We start from the raw sequence: 14,130 nt of genomic DNA, 5'->3' as shown, positions 1-14,130 counted from the left end.
ATGAATCCCGTTTCGTTCGTCTGCATCATCACCGGCGTGATGCTCAACGCCTGTGCGCAACTCCTGCTGAAAGCCGGCGTCAACGCCGTTGGACACTTCGAATTCAGCCGTGCGAACATCATCCCGGTCGGCCTGAAGATCGCGACCCAGCTGCCGATCATCGGCGGCCTCGGCTGCTACGTGCTGAGCGTGGTCGTCTGGATTCTCGGGCTGTCGCGGGTCGACGTGTCGATCGCGTACCCGATGCTGTCGCTCGGCTACGTGGTCAACGCGTTTGCCGCCTGGTACCTGTTCGGCGAGGTGCTGTCGGTCCAGCGGCTCGTCGGCATCGGCATCATCCTGATCGGCGTGCTCGTGCTCGCGCGCAGTTGAGCGCGCCCCGGCCCGGCGGCATTAAGCGTCCGCCTACAAAAAATCACGGTACGAATCCGGCAACCGGTGTTTAATGCCGGTTTCGGGCCGGATCGCCCGACCCCTTTATTACCAGCCATTACAGGCCACAAGCGTTCATGAGCCAGACTACCGCTCCGTTCCTGCCGTTCACCCGCCCCGAGATCGACGAGGAAACCATCCAGGGTGTCGTCGAAGTGCTGCGCTCGGGCTGGATCACCACCGGCCCGCAAAGCCAGAAATTCGAGGCAGCACTGTCCGAGTACTGCGGCGGCCGTCCGGTCCGCGCGTTCAATTCGGGGACCTGCACGCTCGAGATCGGCCTGCGCATCGCGGGCGTCGGCCCCGGCGACGAGGTGATCACCACGCCGGCGTCGTGGGTGTCGACCAGCAACGTGATCCTCGAGACGGGCGCGACGCCCGTATTCGCCGACATCGACCCCGTCACGCGCAACATCGACCTCGACAAGCTCGAGCAGGCGCTCACGCCGCGCACGAAGGCGATCATCCCGGTCTACCTGGCCGGCCTGCCGGTCGACATGGACCGCCTGTACGCAATCGCGCGCACACACAACCTGCGCGTGATCGAGGACGCCGCGCAGGCGCTCGGCTCGACCTGGAAAGGCAAGCGCATCGGCGCAATCGGCGACATCGTGTCGTTCAGCTTCCACGCGAACAAGAACCTGACGACGATCGAAGGCGGCGCGCTCGTGCTGAACAACGAGGACGAGGCGACGCTCGCGCAGAAGTACCGCCTGCAGGGCATCACGCGCACCGGCTTCGACGGGATGGACTGCGACGTGCTCGGCGGCAAGTACAACCTGACCGATGTCGCCGCGCGCGTCGGCCTCGGCCAGCTGCCGCACCTCGAGCGCTTCACCGCGCAGCGCAGCGCTCTCGTGCGCGCGTACTTCGACGCGCTCGACGGCGGCCCGGCCGTGAAGCTGGGGCTCGGCCTGCCCGTCGCCGATTTCGAGAACAGCAACTGGCACATGTTCCAGGTCACGCTGCCGCTCGACCGTCTGTCGATCTCGCGCGCCGATTTCATGGCGCAGATGAAGGAGCGCGGGATCGGCACGGGCGTCCACTACCCGGCCATCCATCTTTTCACGCTGTATCGTGCACGCGGCTTCAAGGAGGGCATGTTCCCCCACGCCGAACGATACGGCGCATCGACCGTCACGCTGCCGCTCTTCACCCAGATGACGGAAGACGACGTGCGTCGCGTGGCCGACGCCGTCAACCAGATTTGCGAACAATACGGAAAATAAGCGTACATGAATCACCTTGAAGCACGCGCCGGGCATCCGGGCGCCGCGAACCCGGAGGTATCGGTCATCATCCCCGTGTACAACGAGGAAGAGGGCCTGGCCGCGCTATTCGCGCGCCTGTACCCGGCACTCGACGCACTCGGCACGTCGTACGAAGTGATCCTGATCAACGACGGCAGCCGCGACCGCTCGGCCGCGATGCTGGCGGACCAGTTCCACGTGCGCCCCGACACGACGCGCGTCGTGCTGCTCAACGGCAACTACGGCCAGCACATGGCGATCCTCGCCGGCTTCGCGCAGTCGCGCGGCGACATCGTCATCACGCTCGACGCCGACCTGCAGAACCCGCCCGAGGAAATCGGCAAGCTGATCGCGAAGATGCGCGAGGGCTACGACTACGTCGGCTCGATCCGCAAGCAGCGTCAGGACAGCCTGTGGCGGCGCAAGGCATCGCAGATGATGAACCGGCTGCGTGAGCGCATCACGCGGATCAAGATGACCGACCAGGGCTGCATGCTGCGCGCGTACAGCCGCCGCATCATCGACACGATCAACGTGTGCGGCGAAGTCAACACGTTCATCCCCGCGCTGGCCTATACGTTCGCGCAAAACCCGACCGAAATCGAGGTCGCGCACGAAGAACGCTTCGCGGGCGAGTCGAAATACTCGCTGTACAGCCTGATCCGGCTGAACTTCGACCTCGTGACGGGCTTCTCGGTCGTGCCGCTGCAGTGGCTGTCGTTCATCGGCGTGATCCTGTCGCTCGGCTCCGCCGCGCTGTTCGTGCTGCTGCTCGTACGCCGTTTCATCGTCGGCGCGGAAGTGCAAGGCGTGTTCACGCTGTTCGCGATCACGTTCTTCCTGCTCGGCGTGATCATCTTCGCGCTCGGCCTGCTCGGCGAATACGTCGGCCGCATCTACCAGCAGGTGCGTGCACGGCCGCGCTACCTGATCCAGGCCGTGCTCGAACAGCATGACGGCATGCCGGCGGTGCCGGCCGGCACGAATCGCACGGGGGTGTCGCAATGAAGCCGCGCGCCGTCGTCTTCGCGTATCACAACGTCGGCGTGCGGTGCCTGCAGGTGTTGCTGGCACGCGGCGTCGACGTCGCGCTCGTCGTCACGCACGAGGACAACCCGAACGAGAACATCTGGTTCGGCAGCGTCGCATCCGTCGCCGCCGAGCACGGGATCCCGGTCGTCACGCCGGCCGACCCCACCGATCCGGCACTGCGCCGCGCGGTAGCCGACGCGCAGCCGGACTTCATCTTCTCGTTCTACTACCGCCACATGCTGCCGGTGGACCTGCTCGCGATCGCGCCGCGCGGCGCGTACAACATGCACGGTTCGCTGCTGCCGAAATACCGGGGTCGGGTACCGACCAACTGGGCCGTGCTGAACGGCGAAACGGAAACCGGCGCGACGCTGCACGAGATGGCTGCGAAGCCCGACGCCGGCGCGATCATCGGCCAGACCGCGGTGCCGATCCTGCCGGACGACACGGCCACGCAGGTGTTCGACAAGGTGACGGTGGCCGCCGAGCAGACGCTCTGGCGCGTGCTGCCCGCGCTGCTCGCGGGCGATGCGCCGCATCTGCCGAACGATCTCTCGAACGGCAGCTACTACGGCGGACGCAAGCCGGAGGACGGCCGCGTCGACTGGTCGAAGCCGGCCGCGCAGGTCTACAACCTGGTTCGCGCGGTCGCGCCCCCGTATCCGGGCGCGTTCACCGACGTCGGCGGCACGCGGTTCGTGATCGCCCGCGCGCGCCTCGCGGCGCCCGGCAGCGCGGTCGCCGCGGCCGCGGCGGATTTGCCGCCCGGCCTGCACGTAAGCGATAATGCGCTATTCGGCGTCTGCGGCGACAGCCGCGCCCTATCCATTCTCGAGCTGTGGCAGCAGCGCGACGGCAGCGAAACCGTCGTGACGCCCGCGGAATTCGCGCAGTTCATTCATTCTTCCCGTCATTCATGAAAGCAAAAAAAGTCCTGATCCTGGGTGTGAACGGCTTCATCGGCCATCACCTGTCGAAGCGCATTCTTGAAACCACCGATTGGGAAGTGTTCGGCATGGACATGCAGACCGATCGGCTGGGCGACCTCGTCAACCACGAGCGGATGCACTTCTTCGAAGGCGACATCACGATCAACAAGGAGTGGGTCGAGTATCACGTGAAGAAGTGCGACGTGATCCTGCCGCTCGTGGCGATCGCGACGCCCGCGACCTACGTCCAGCAGCCGCTGCGCGTGTTCGAGCTCGACTTCGAGGCGAACCTGCCGATCGTGCGTTCGGCCGTCAAGTACGGCAAGCACCTCGTGTTCCCGTCGACCTCCGAGGTCTACGGCATGTGCTCGGACGAGCAATTCGACCCGGATGCATCGGCACTCACCTACGGCCCGATCAACAAGCCGCGCTGGATCTACGCGTGCTCGAAGCAGCTGATGGACCGCGTGATCTGGGGCTACGGGATGGAAGGCCTGAACTTCACGCTGTTCCGTCCGTTCAACTGGATCGGCCCGGGCCTCGATTCGATCTACACGCCGAAGGAAGGCAGCTCGCGCGTCGTCACGCAGTTCCTCGGCCACATCGTGCGCGGCGAGAACATCAGCCTCGTGGACGGCGGCTCGCAGAAACGCGCGTTCACCGATATCGACGACGGCATCAGCGCGCTGATGAAGATCATCGAGAACAAGAACGGCGTCGCGTCGGGCAAGATCTACAACATCGGGAATCCGAAGAACAACTTCTCGGTTCGCGAGCTCGCGCACAAGATGCTCGAACTGGCCGCCGAATACCCGGAATACGCCGGCTCCGCGAAGCAGGTGCAGCTCGTCGAAACGACGTCGGGCGCCTACTACGGCAACGGCTACCAGGACGTGCAGAACCGCGTGCCGAAGATCGACAACACGATGCAGGAGCTCGCATGGGCGCCGCAATCGACGTTTGACGACGCGCTGCGCAAGATCTTCGAAGCGTATCGCGGCCATGTCGCCGACGCGCGCGCGCTGGTCGAGCAGCAGAACTGACGGGACGCTCGCTTGGCTCGTATCGTCCTCAAGATCGACGTCGACACGCTGCGCGGCACGCGCGAAGGCGTGCCGAACCTCGCGCGCATCTTCGACCGCTTCAGTGCGCGCGCGACCTTCCTCTTCAGCCTCGGGCCCGATCACACGGGCTGGGCGCTGCGGCGCGTGTTCCGCCCCGGCTTCCTGAAGAAGGTGTCGCGCACGTCGGTGGTCGAGCATTACGGCGTGAAGCAGCTGATGTACGGCGTGCTGCTGCCGGGCCCCGACATCGGCCGCCGCGCGATCGCGGACATGCGCGCGATCCACGAGGCCGGCTTCGAATGCGGGATCCACACGTGGGATCATGTGTACTGGCAGGACAACGTGCGCGTGCGCGATCGCGACTGGACCGCGCGTGAAATGCAGAAGAGCCACGCGCGCTTCGTCGACGTCTTCGGCGCGCCGCCCGTCACGCACGGCGCGGCCGGCTGGCAGATGAACGACGCGGCGTTCGAGCAGATCGACGCATGGGGGATGCGCTATGCATCCGACGGTCGCGGCCATTCGCCGTACCTGCCCGTGGTCGGCGGCCGCACGCTGTCGCACGTGCAGATGCCGACCACGCTGCCGACGCTCGACGAAGTGCTCGGCATCGACGGCATCGACACGCACAACGTCGCCGCGCATATCCTGAAGTTCACGGAGACCAATCCGCACGACCAGGTGTTCACGCTGCATGCGGAACTGGAAGGCCAGAAGCTCGCGCCGGTGTTCGAGCAGCTGCTCGCCGGGTGGCGTGCGCAGGGCCATACGTTTGCGACGATGGGCGATTACCACGCGACGCTGGACCGCGACTCGCTGCCATCGTACCCTGTCACGTGGGGCGAGATTCCCGGCCGCTCCGGCGAACTGATCGTCCAGCCCGACTGAGTTCGCGCGCGCCGGCGCCGCCGGCCCCGCCCTTGCGGCGTGCCGCCGCGACGTCCCGCCGTACCGCGCCGCCCGAGCGGCGCCTTTCCATAACAACAGGAGAAACACGTGTCCGTCGAAGTTGACCGTCAAGTTCCCGATTTCACCGCACCGGCTACGGGCGGCGACATTTCGCTGTCCGACCTGAAGGGCAAGAAGCTCGTCCTGTATTTCTATCCGAAGGACAACACGCCGGGCTGCACGACCGAAGGCCTGCAGTTCCGCGATCTCTATCCGAAGTTCAAGAAGGCCGGCGCCGAAGTCATCGGCGTATCGCGCGACAGCCTGCGCTCGCATGACAACTTCAAGGCAAAGCTCGAACTGCCGTTCCCGCTGATCTCCGACGCCGACGAAGCGCTGTGCGCGCTGTTCGATGTCATCAAGATGAAGAAAATGTATGGCAAGGAAGTGCGCGGAATCGAGCGTTCGACGTTCCTGATCGACGCCGACGGCGTGCTTCGCCAGGCATGGCGCGGCATCAAGGTGCCCGGTCACGTGGACGACGTGCTAAGTGCTGTACAAGCGCTTTGAGCCGCGTTATATTGGGCCGCAATGAATGCCAGTTCGCCCCATATTTCTCGTAGCTGCACCGGTGCCCGTTGCGATGCTTTCCGGCACCTGACGCGCATTACGACGGTATCAGCCGAGCCGCATGTCCCTGTCGACGGGGCAGCGGCTTTTTTTATGGACTGCGCGCCGGCCCTCGGTCCGGCCCTCACCCCGTCAAGGAGCTGATCGACACTTAGGCGAACCGGCTAGACGATATTCCTGTGCGCCACCGCGCGCAAACTGCATGCGTGTACGTCACGCAGGATGCGATCAGCGGCGCACTTCATGCGACACGATTCCTCCCGAGGGACACCATGCCTTTGCCTACCCCCCCCAGCAAGCTCGGCAGCCTGCTGCCGCCCGACGAATACAAGGCGAAAGCGCGGCCCGCGAAAGCCGCGAAGAAATCCGCCGAAGGGGACGCATCCACAGCCGGTGACTATGGCCCGGCCAGCGTGGCCCAACCGATGACCGAAGCCGCGAACACGGCCGCGCCGCTGCGCGCCGTCGCGTCGTCGGCGCAAGAAGCCGCGAGCACACCCGCGCGCGGCCGCAAGACCAAACAGACCGCGGCGCTGCTGCAGCCGATGCAGGCGCCGGTCGAAGCAGCGCCCGCCGCGCCGGTCGAGGCACGCCACGACAAGCCCGCCGCCGGGAAACCGGCCGCGGCGCCCGCACGCGATGCCGGCGCCGCGACGAAGTCGCGCAGCCGCAAGCCGGCCGAGGCCGAACTGCAAAAGTTGTTCGTGCTCGACACCAACGTGCTGATGCACGACCCGAGCAGCCTCTTCCGCTTCGAGGAACACGACGTCTATCTGCCGATGATGACGCTCGAGGAACTCGACAACCACAAGAAGGGGATGTCGGAAGTCGCGCGCAACGCGCGCCAGGTGAGCCGCACGCTCGACGCCCTGGTCGCCGACGCGGGCCTGATCACGAACGGCATTCCGCTGTCGCGCCTCGGCAGCCGCGAGGCGCTCGGCCGCCTGCACTTCCAGACGACGCTCACCAACATTCCGCCCGTCGAAGGCCTGCCCGAAGGCAAGGCCGACAACCAGATCCTGGGCGTCGTGCGCGCGCTGCAGCGCGACCGGCCGGACCGTCAGGTCGTGCTGGTGTCGAAAGACATCAACATGCGGATCAAGGCGCACGCGCTCGGCCTGCCCGCGGAAGACTACTTCAACGACCAGGTACTCGAGGACAAGGACCTCCTCTATACCGGCGTGCGCGAACTGCCGCAGGACTTCTGGACCCGGCACGCAAAGGGCATGGAGAGCTGGCAGGACACGAAGACGGGCACCACGTATTACCGCGTGACGGGCCCGCTCGTCGCGTCGATGCTCGTCAACGAGTTCGTCTATCTCGAGCCGCAGAACGGCGAACCGACGTTCCATGCGATCGTCCGCGAGCTGAACGGGAAGACGGCGCTGCTGCAGACGCTGCGCGACTACAGCCACCACAAGAACAACGTGTGGGGCATCACCGCGCGCAACCGCGAGCAGAACTTCGCGCTGAACCTGCTGATGAACCCCGAGATCGACTTCGTCACGCTGCTCGGCCAGGCCGGCACCGGCAAGACGCTCGTCGCGCTCGCGGCCGGCCTCGCGCAGGTGCTCGACGACAAGCGCTACAACGAGATCATCGTGACGCGCGCGACCGTGCCCGTCGGCGAGGACATCGGTTTCCTGCCCGGCACCGAGGAAGAGAAGATGCAGCCGTGGATGGGCGCATTCGACGACAACCTCGAAGTGCTGCAGAAAACCGACGACGCAGCCGGCGAATGGGGCCGCGCGGCGACGCAGGAGCTGATCCGTTCGCGCCTGAAGGTGAAGAGCATGAACTTCATGCGCGGGCGCACGTTCGTCGACAAGTACCTGATCATCGACGAAGCGCAGAACCTCACGCCGAAACAGATGAAGACGCTCGTCACGCGCGCGGGCCCCGGCACGAAGATCGTGTGCCTCGGCAACATCGCGCAGATCGACACGCCTTACCTGACCGAAGGCAGTTCGGGCCTGACCTACGTCGTCGACCGCTTCAAGGGTTGGGGCCACAGCGGCCACGTCACGCTCGCGCGCGGCGAACGCTCGCGGCTCGCCGACTACGCGTCGGACATCCTCTAACGCGCGACCGGCTGCCCGCCAGCCGTCAACGCCATGCGGCGCTCCGTTTCCGGAGCGCCGTTTTTATTTTTGGGGTCGGAAACGTTGGTCACGCTTCGTTACGCAACAGCCTCACTTACGCGCGAAACTTCAAGTAAATTCTCAGGAATGGTTGCCTAAGCCCCGCCGGAACGTCTACCATCGGGTCTGTCTGTTGTCATACGATTCGCGAGCGTTCCGCGCTCGTCCGCCTTGTCATGCTTCGAATCTGGGTTCCCGTCGCCGTCGTTTCACTGCTCGCGGCCTGCTCCAGCGTGCCGCCGCAGTCGGCCTCGCGCACCTCCGGCATGAAGATCACGACGCCGCGCGCGTTCCCGGCGCCCGCCAATTTCCCGAAATTCGTCGATCACAGCGTCGGTCAGGAAGAGATTTCGATCCAGGCGATGAGCCTCGTCGGCGTGCCGTATCGCTGGGGCGGCAACACGCCGACGAGCGGCTTCGACTGCAGCGGGCTCGTGCGCTACGTGATCGGCCGCGCGGCCGACGTGAACCTGCCGCGCACGACCGCCGACATGAGCAGCCGCGGCGTGTCGATCGACCCCGACCAAGTCGCGCCGGGCGACCTGATCTTCTTCAATACGACCGGCCGCCCGCATTCGCACGTCGGCATTTACGTCGGCAAGCTGCGCTTCGTCAACGCGCCGTCGACCGGCGGCACCGTGCGGCTCGACTACCTGACGAACCCGTACTGGGCCAAGCGCTTCGACGGCATTCGTCGCGTCGCGCCGCCGCGCGGCACGCCGACGCCGTTCGATGCACCGACCTACGAGGCACGGCGCGATGCGCCGACGGCCGCACCGGCCCCGGTCGTTGCAGCCGCCTCGCCGCGACAGCCGGCCTACGCTTCGTCACAAGCCGGCGCGGCACCGTCGCCGGCTCCAGTCATCCAGGCAGTGCCGGTCGTATCGACCGCAGCGGTCGCCCCGGCAGCCGCCACGACCGCCGATCCGTACGAACCTCCGTCGCCGCGCATGCCGGCAGCCCAGCAGCAGGCGGCATCCGCGAATGGCGAGATGACCGCGACGACGGCGACCACGGCCCCGACGGAAACCGGCACGCAGATTCCGACGATGGCACTGACGGCCGCCCAGGCTGCCGCGTTCGATGCGGAGCCCCCGCCCGCCGCCGCCGCGACGTTGCCGCGCGGCGTCGAGCCCGTGCAGGTACTGCGTGCGTCGACGCAATCCGCACCGCTCGGCCCGCGCACCGGCACCGCGGACGATCCGATCGCCCGCTTCGCGAACGGCAGTTACTGACCGGCCTCATCCCGGCCACAACCCCGCCATTCCCGGCCCATCTGCGCCTTTCCCGATCTCCAAAGAAAATGCGCCGCAACCTTTCGGTGTGCGGCGCATGTCGCGTCGTCAGTGAGCGTCGGAATCAGAAGATCTGATGCCCGACCCACCATCCGCCCGCGGCGATCAGCGCGGACGCCGGAATCGTCAGCACCCAGGCCCACACGATATTGCCGGCAACGCCCCAGCGCACGGCCGACAGCTTCTGCGTCGCGCCGACGCCGACGATCGCACCGGTGATCGTGTGCGTGGTCGACACCGGAATGCCGAGGAACGACGCGATGAACAGCGTGATCGCCCCGCCGCTTTCGGCACAGAAACCGCCGACCGGCTTGAGCTTCGTGATCTTCTGGCCCATCGTGCGGACGATGCGCCAGCCGCCGAACAGCGTGCCGAGACCCATCGACAGGTAGCACGCGCCGATCACCCACGCGGGCGGCGCGTCGGACGTCGCCGACGCATAGCCCGACGCGATCAGCAGCATCCAGATGATACCGATCGTCTTCTGGGCGTCGTTGCCGCCGTGACCGAGGCTGTACAGACCGGCCGACAGCAGCTGGAGCCGGCGGAAGCGCCGGTCGACCTTGCTGGGTGCGGTACGGAAATACAGCCACGACACGCCGAGCATGAACAGCGAGCCGAGGATGAAGCCGAGCAGCGGCGAGATGAAGATGAACGCGACGGTCTTCATCAGGCCGTCGATGTTCAGCGAGCTCCAGCCGGACTTCGCGAGCGCGGAGCCGACGAGGCCGCCGATCAGCGCATGCGACGAGCTCGACGGAATCCCGTAATACCACGTGATCACGTTCCAGCCGATCGCACCGACCAGCGCGCCGAACACGACATAGTGGTCGACGATCTCGGGATCGATCGTGCCTTTACCGACCGTCTGCGCGACTTTCAGGTGGAAGATGAAATACGCGATGACGTTGAACGCGGCCGCGAACACCACGGCCTGCTGGGGTTTCAGCACCCCGGTCGACACGACGGTGGCGATCGAGTTCGCCGCGTCGTGAAAGCCGTTCATGAAGTCGAATACGAGCGCGACGAGCACCAGCGTCGCGACCATCCATAGGGCGAGTTGTATCGAATGCATCGTGATCCGCTCAGGCGTTTTCCAGCACGATGCCTTCGATGATGTTCGCGACGTCCTCGCACTTGTCGGTGATCTCCTCGAGCAGTTCGTAGATCGCCTTCAGCTTGATGAGCGTCTTCACGTCGTCTTCCTCGCGGAACAGCTTCGACATTGCCGCGCGCAGCACGCGATCGGCCTCCGACTCCCAGCGGTCGATCTCCTCGCACTGCTTGAGGATCTGCGCCGACTGCTTCATGTCGGACAGCAATCCGACGGCCTGCTGCACGTGCTGCGCCGACTGCGTGACGATGTGCGCGAGCTGGCTCGCCTCGGACGTGACGGATTGCACGTCGTACAGCGATACGGCCGTCGCGACGTCCTCCATCAGGTCGAGGATGTCGTCCATCGTCGTGATCAGCTTGTGGATCTCGTCGCGATCGAGCGGCGTGATGAAGGTCTTGTGCAGCAGATCGATCGCTTCATGCGTCAGCTTGTCAGCGGCCTTCTCGGCGGTCTGCACGTTTTGCTTGTGAATCTCGGCGTCGGCGAGATTGTCGATCAGCAGTTCGAGCTCGCGGCCACCGGAAACGATGTGCTTCGCGTGCGCGTTGAAGAGTTCAAAGAACTTGCCCTCGGTGGGCATGAATCGACCGAACATGGGATTCCTGAGAGATTGTCAAACGACTGTCACGAAAACGGGCGATATTGTACCGTTTTCGGTTGCGACGCGACGCGCGCATATGCGCGCGCCGGGATTGGATACAACGCTTGGTGAAATAACGGTTTACATCTGGCGAAGAAGTGTTACTCGCCGTAGAAGTTCTGCGCCCCCGCAAAGTTGTCGAACTTCGTGTATTGGCCCAGGAACGTGAGCCGAACGGGTCCGATCGGGCCGTTACGCTGCTTGCCGATGATGATTTCGGCCGTACCCTTGTCCGGGCTGTCCGGATTGTAGACCTCGTCACGATAGATGAACAGGATCACGTCCGCGTCCTGTTCGATTGCGCCCGATTCACGCAAATCGGACATCACCGGGCGCTTGTTCGGACGCTGTTCCAGCCCGCGGTTCAACTGCGACAGCGCGATCACCGGTACATCCAGCTCCTTGGCCAGACTCTTCAGCGATCGCGAGATTTCCGAGATTTCGGTCGCGCGGTTCTCGCCCTGCGACGAGCCCGACATCAGCTGCAGGTAGTCGACGATGATCAGACCGAGCTTGCCGCACTGGCGGGCCAGACGCCGCGCGCGCGAGCGCAATTCCATCGGGTTCAGGCCGCCCGTCTCGTCGATGAAGAGCTGCGCCTCGCTCATCTTCTGCACCGCGTGCGTCAGCTTCGGCCAGTCTTCGTCCGTCAGCCGGCCGGTACGCATCCGGTGCTGGTCGAGCCGGCCGATCGAACCGAGCATACGCATCACAAGCTGCGTGCCCGGCATTTCCATCGAGAACACCGCGACCGGCAACCCGTACTCGACCGCGACGTATTCGCCGATGTTCATCGAAAATGCGGTCTTACCCATCGACGGCCGCCCTGCGACGATGATCAGTTCGCCGCCGTGCATCCCGGACGTCATCCGGTCGAGGTCGACGAAGCCCGTCGGCGTGCCCGTGACGTCGCTCGGGTTCGCGGTGTGATACAGCGTGTCGATGCGCTCGACGACCTGCGTGAGCAGCGGGCCGATCTCGAGAAAGCCCTGGTTGCCGCGCGCGCCCTCTTCGGCGATCGAGAACACCTTCGATTCGGCCTCGTCGAGCAGCTGGCGAACTTCCTTGCCCTGCGGATTGAACGCGTCGGCCGAGATTTCGTCGGCGACCGACACGAGCCGACGCAGCACCGCGCGGTCGCGCACGATTTCCGCGTAGCGACGGATGTTCGCGGCGCTCGGCGTATTCTGCGCGAGTGCGTTCAGGTACGCGAGGCCGCCGACGTCGTCGGCCTTGCCGGACGTGGTCAGCGCTTCGTACACGGTCACGACGTCGGCCGGGCGCGTCGACGCGATCAACCGGCCGATGTGCTCGTAGATGATCCGATGGTCGTAGCGATAGAAGTCGCCCTGCGACAGGAAGTCGGCAATCCGGTCCCATGCCGCGTTGTCGAGCAACAGGCCGCCGAGCACCGACTGCTCGGCTTCGACCGAATGCGGCGGGACTTTCAGCGATTCGATTTGAGGATCTTGCGGCGCGTTCATGGGTTGGGATTATCGCGAATTGATCGCGGCAGCGCTACCGCTCCGGCGATCGGGCAATAAAAAAGGCAGGCCCCGGTTGCCCGGGCGCCTGCCCTTGTCCGGACGGCGGAAGCCGCCCGGAAAGCTTGCATACGCTTACGCGTGGTCGCCGATCACGTTGACCGTGACGTCGACGACGACGTCCGTGTGCAGCGCGACCTGAACGTTGTGCTCGCCGATCATCTTCAGCGGGCCTTCCGGCATGCGAACTTGCAGCTTCTCGACTTCGAAACCTGCCTTCTTCAGCAGTTCCGCGACGTCGCCGTTCGTGACCGAGCCGAACAGACGGCCGTCGACGCCCGACTTTTGCGTGATTTCGAACGACTGGCCGTTCAGCTTCTCGCCGACTGCCTGCGATGCCGCCAGCTTTTCAGCGGCGATCTTTTCGAGTTCAGCGCGGCGAACTTCGAATTCGGCGATCGCTTCCTTCGTTGCACGGCGAGCCTTGCGGTTCGGGATCAGGAAGTTGCGAGCGTAACCGTCCTTGACCTTGACGATATCGCCCAGGTTGCCCAGATTGGCGACTTTTTCCAACAGAATGATTTGCATTCGAATTCTCCTTATTGCGTCGCCTGATTACGCCTTGTGCTGATCGGTGTACGGCAGCAGCGCGAGGAAACGCGCACGCTTGATTGCCGTGTCCAGCTGACGCTGATAGTGCGCCTTCGTACCCGTCAGACGAGCCGGCGTGATCTTGCCGTTTTCGCCGATGAAGTCCTTCAGCGTTTCCGTGTCCTTGTAGTCGATCTGCTCGACGCCGGCAGCCGTGAAACGGCAGAACTTCTTGCGCTTGAAGAGCGGGTTTTGTTGCTGACGACGCTTGTCGAATTTCTTACCAGTCGGGCGGGCCATGATTTCAGTCCTTTCCTATGTCCTGCAATGCAGTGATGTGAAACACCAAGGTTCTCGCGTTGCGGCTCTTCTTTGCCAGAAAGCCCGTGAACAGCGTTTCGACGCCCATCTCACGACTTTCCAGCTTGCCGCTCGCCTCACCGGCCGCCACCGCCTCGATCGTCATTTCGACCTGACGGGGAATGCCTGCTTCGACGACTTCCGTGCGGTGATGCAACGTGGCGCTTGCGATCGGAACACCTGCCGGCGTATATCGCACCGGTGCGCGTTCGACGACGCTCGCCGTCAATTGCAACCTGTTCACGTGAGTGGCGCGCTCCTTGATGGCTTAATGAGT

Annotated in this window: 15 protein-coding genes and 1 pseudogene; 9 read left to right on the top strand and 7 right to left on the bottom strand. The window is 64.8% G+C overall.

Annotated elements, in window-relative coordinates; genetic code table 11:
• The 7 genes from HWX25_RS14680 (at position 1) to HWX25_RS14650 (ending at position 6,165) form a co-directional block, all read left to right on the top strand.
• A complete protein-coding gene (locus tag HWX25_RS14680) occupies positions 1-372 on the top strand; it encodes an EamA family transporter (RefSeq protein ID WP_014896865.1) in 372 nt (123 codons plus the stop codon).
• Between the two features lie 137 nt (positions 373-509).
• Positions 510-1,661, top strand: coding sequence for a DegT/DnrJ/EryC1/StrS aminotransferase family protein (locus HWX25_RS14675; RefSeq protein ID WP_175908912.1), 1,152 nt, complete (start codon positions 510-512; stop codon positions 1,659-1,661).
• A gap of 6 nt (positions 1,662-1,667) precedes the next feature.
• Positions 1,668-2,690, top strand: a complete 1,023-nt coding sequence (locus HWX25_RS14670) for a glycosyltransferase (protein ID WP_059529818.1) — start codon at positions 1,668-1,670, stop codon at positions 2,688-2,690.
• Positions 2,687-3,634 carry a formyltransferase gene (locus tag HWX25_RS14665; protein ID WP_175908911.1) on the top strand — a complete coding sequence of 316 codons (948 nt, stop codon included), beginning with the start codon at positions 2,687-2,689 and terminating at the stop codon, positions 3,632-3,634. Before HWX25_RS14670 ends, HWX25_RS14665 begins: the two co-directional genes overlap by 4 nt.
• A complete protein-coding gene (locus tag HWX25_RS14660) occupies positions 3,631-4,686 on the top strand; it encodes a bifunctional UDP-4-keto-pentose/UDP-xylose synthase (protein ID WP_059529811.1) in 1,056 nt (351 codons plus the stop codon). Before HWX25_RS14665 ends, HWX25_RS14660 begins: the two co-directional genes overlap by 4 nt.
• Positions 4,687-4,698: 12 nt before the next feature.
• The gene (locus tag HWX25_RS14655; RefSeq protein ID WP_059529808.1) at positions 4,699-5,595 is read left to right on the top strand and encodes a polysaccharide deacetylase family protein; all 897 of its coding nucleotides are present in this window, start codon (positions 4,699-4,701) and stop codon (positions 5,593-5,595) included.
• A gap of 108 nt (positions 5,596-5,703) precedes the next feature.
• Positions 5,704-6,165 (top strand): peroxiredoxin, encoded by a 462-nt coding sequence (locus tag HWX25_RS14650; protein ID WP_006756046.1) that lies wholly within the window; start codon positions 5,704-5,706, stop codon positions 6,163-6,165.
• 192 nt (positions 6,166-6,357) lie between these two features.
• Here HWX25_RS14650 and HWX25_RS33900 read toward each other — a convergent pair.
• Positions 6,358-6,602: pseudogene (locus HWX25_RS33900) on the bottom strand (hypothetical protein); the annotation flags it as partial.
• On the opposite strand from HWX25_RS33900, the gene HWX25_RS14645 reads away from it, so the two are divergent.
• Both HWX25_RS14645 and HWX25_RS14640 read left to right on the top strand, forming a co-directional pair.
• The gene (locus tag HWX25_RS14645; protein ID WP_175908910.1) at positions 6,498-8,306 is read left to right on the top strand and encodes a PhoH family protein; all 1,809 of its coding nucleotides are present in this window, start codon (positions 6,498-6,500) and stop codon (positions 8,304-8,306) included. The pseudogene HWX25_RS33900 and the gene HWX25_RS14645 overlap by 105 nt on opposite strands.
• Positions 8,307-8,542: 236 nt before the next feature.
• Positions 8,543-9,601 (top strand): C40 family peptidase, encoded by a 1,059-nt coding sequence (locus HWX25_RS14640; RefSeq protein ID WP_175908909.1) that lies wholly within the window; start codon positions 8,543-8,545, stop codon positions 9,599-9,601.
• A 124-nt stretch (positions 9,602-9,725) separates the two neighbouring features.
• Here HWX25_RS14640 and HWX25_RS14635 read toward each other — a convergent pair whose 3' ends face one another.
• The 6 genes from HWX25_RS14635 to priB form a co-directional block, all read right to left on the bottom strand.
• The gene (locus HWX25_RS14635) at positions 9,726-10,736 is read right to left on the bottom strand and encodes an inorganic phosphate transporter (protein WP_059449911.1); all 1,011 of its coding nucleotides are present in this window, start codon (positions 10,734-10,736) and stop codon (positions 9,726-9,728) included.
• Between the two features lie 10 nt (positions 10,737-10,746).
• Complete coding sequence (locus HWX25_RS14630; RefSeq protein WP_044847234.1) at positions 10,747-11,373, bottom strand: DUF47 domain-containing protein; 627 nt, start codon at positions 11,371-11,373, stop codon at positions 10,747-10,749.
• A gap of 146 nt (positions 11,374-11,519) precedes the next feature.
• The gene (locus HWX25_RS14625) at positions 11,520-12,902 is read right to left on the bottom strand and encodes a replicative DNA helicase (RefSeq protein ID WP_044847233.1); all 1,383 of its coding nucleotides are present in this window, start codon (positions 12,900-12,902) and stop codon (positions 11,520-11,522) included.
• Positions 12,903-13,037: 135 nt separating this feature from the next.
• Positions 13,038-13,490 carry a 50S ribosomal protein L9 gene (gene rplI / locus HWX25_RS14620; protein ID WP_047900882.1) on the bottom strand — a complete coding sequence of 151 codons (453 nt, stop codon included), beginning with the start codon at positions 13,488-13,490 and terminating at the stop codon, positions 13,038-13,040.
• Positions 13,491-13,517: 27 nt separating this feature from the next.
• Positions 13,518-13,793 carry a 30S ribosomal protein S18 gene (rpsR, locus tag HWX25_RS14615; RefSeq protein ID WP_004193360.1) on the bottom strand — a complete coding sequence of 92 codons (276 nt, stop codon included), beginning with the start codon at positions 13,791-13,793 and terminating at the stop codon, positions 13,518-13,520.
• 4 nt (positions 13,794-13,797) lie between these two features.
• Complete coding sequence (priB, locus tag HWX25_RS14610; protein WP_006486250.1) at positions 13,798-14,097, bottom strand: primosomal replication protein N; 300 nt, start codon at positions 14,095-14,097, stop codon at positions 13,798-13,800.
• Between the last annotated feature and the right edge of the window lie 33 nt (positions 14,098-14,130).

Source organism: Burkholderia sp. BCC1640, assembly GCF_902833125.1.
Lineage (GTDB): Bacteria > Pseudomonadota > Gammaproteobacteria > Burkholderiales > Burkholderiaceae > Burkholderia > Burkholderia diffusa.
Note: the sequence above shows the minus strand (reverse complement) of the source record. Positions and strands in the feature narration are given on the sequence as shown.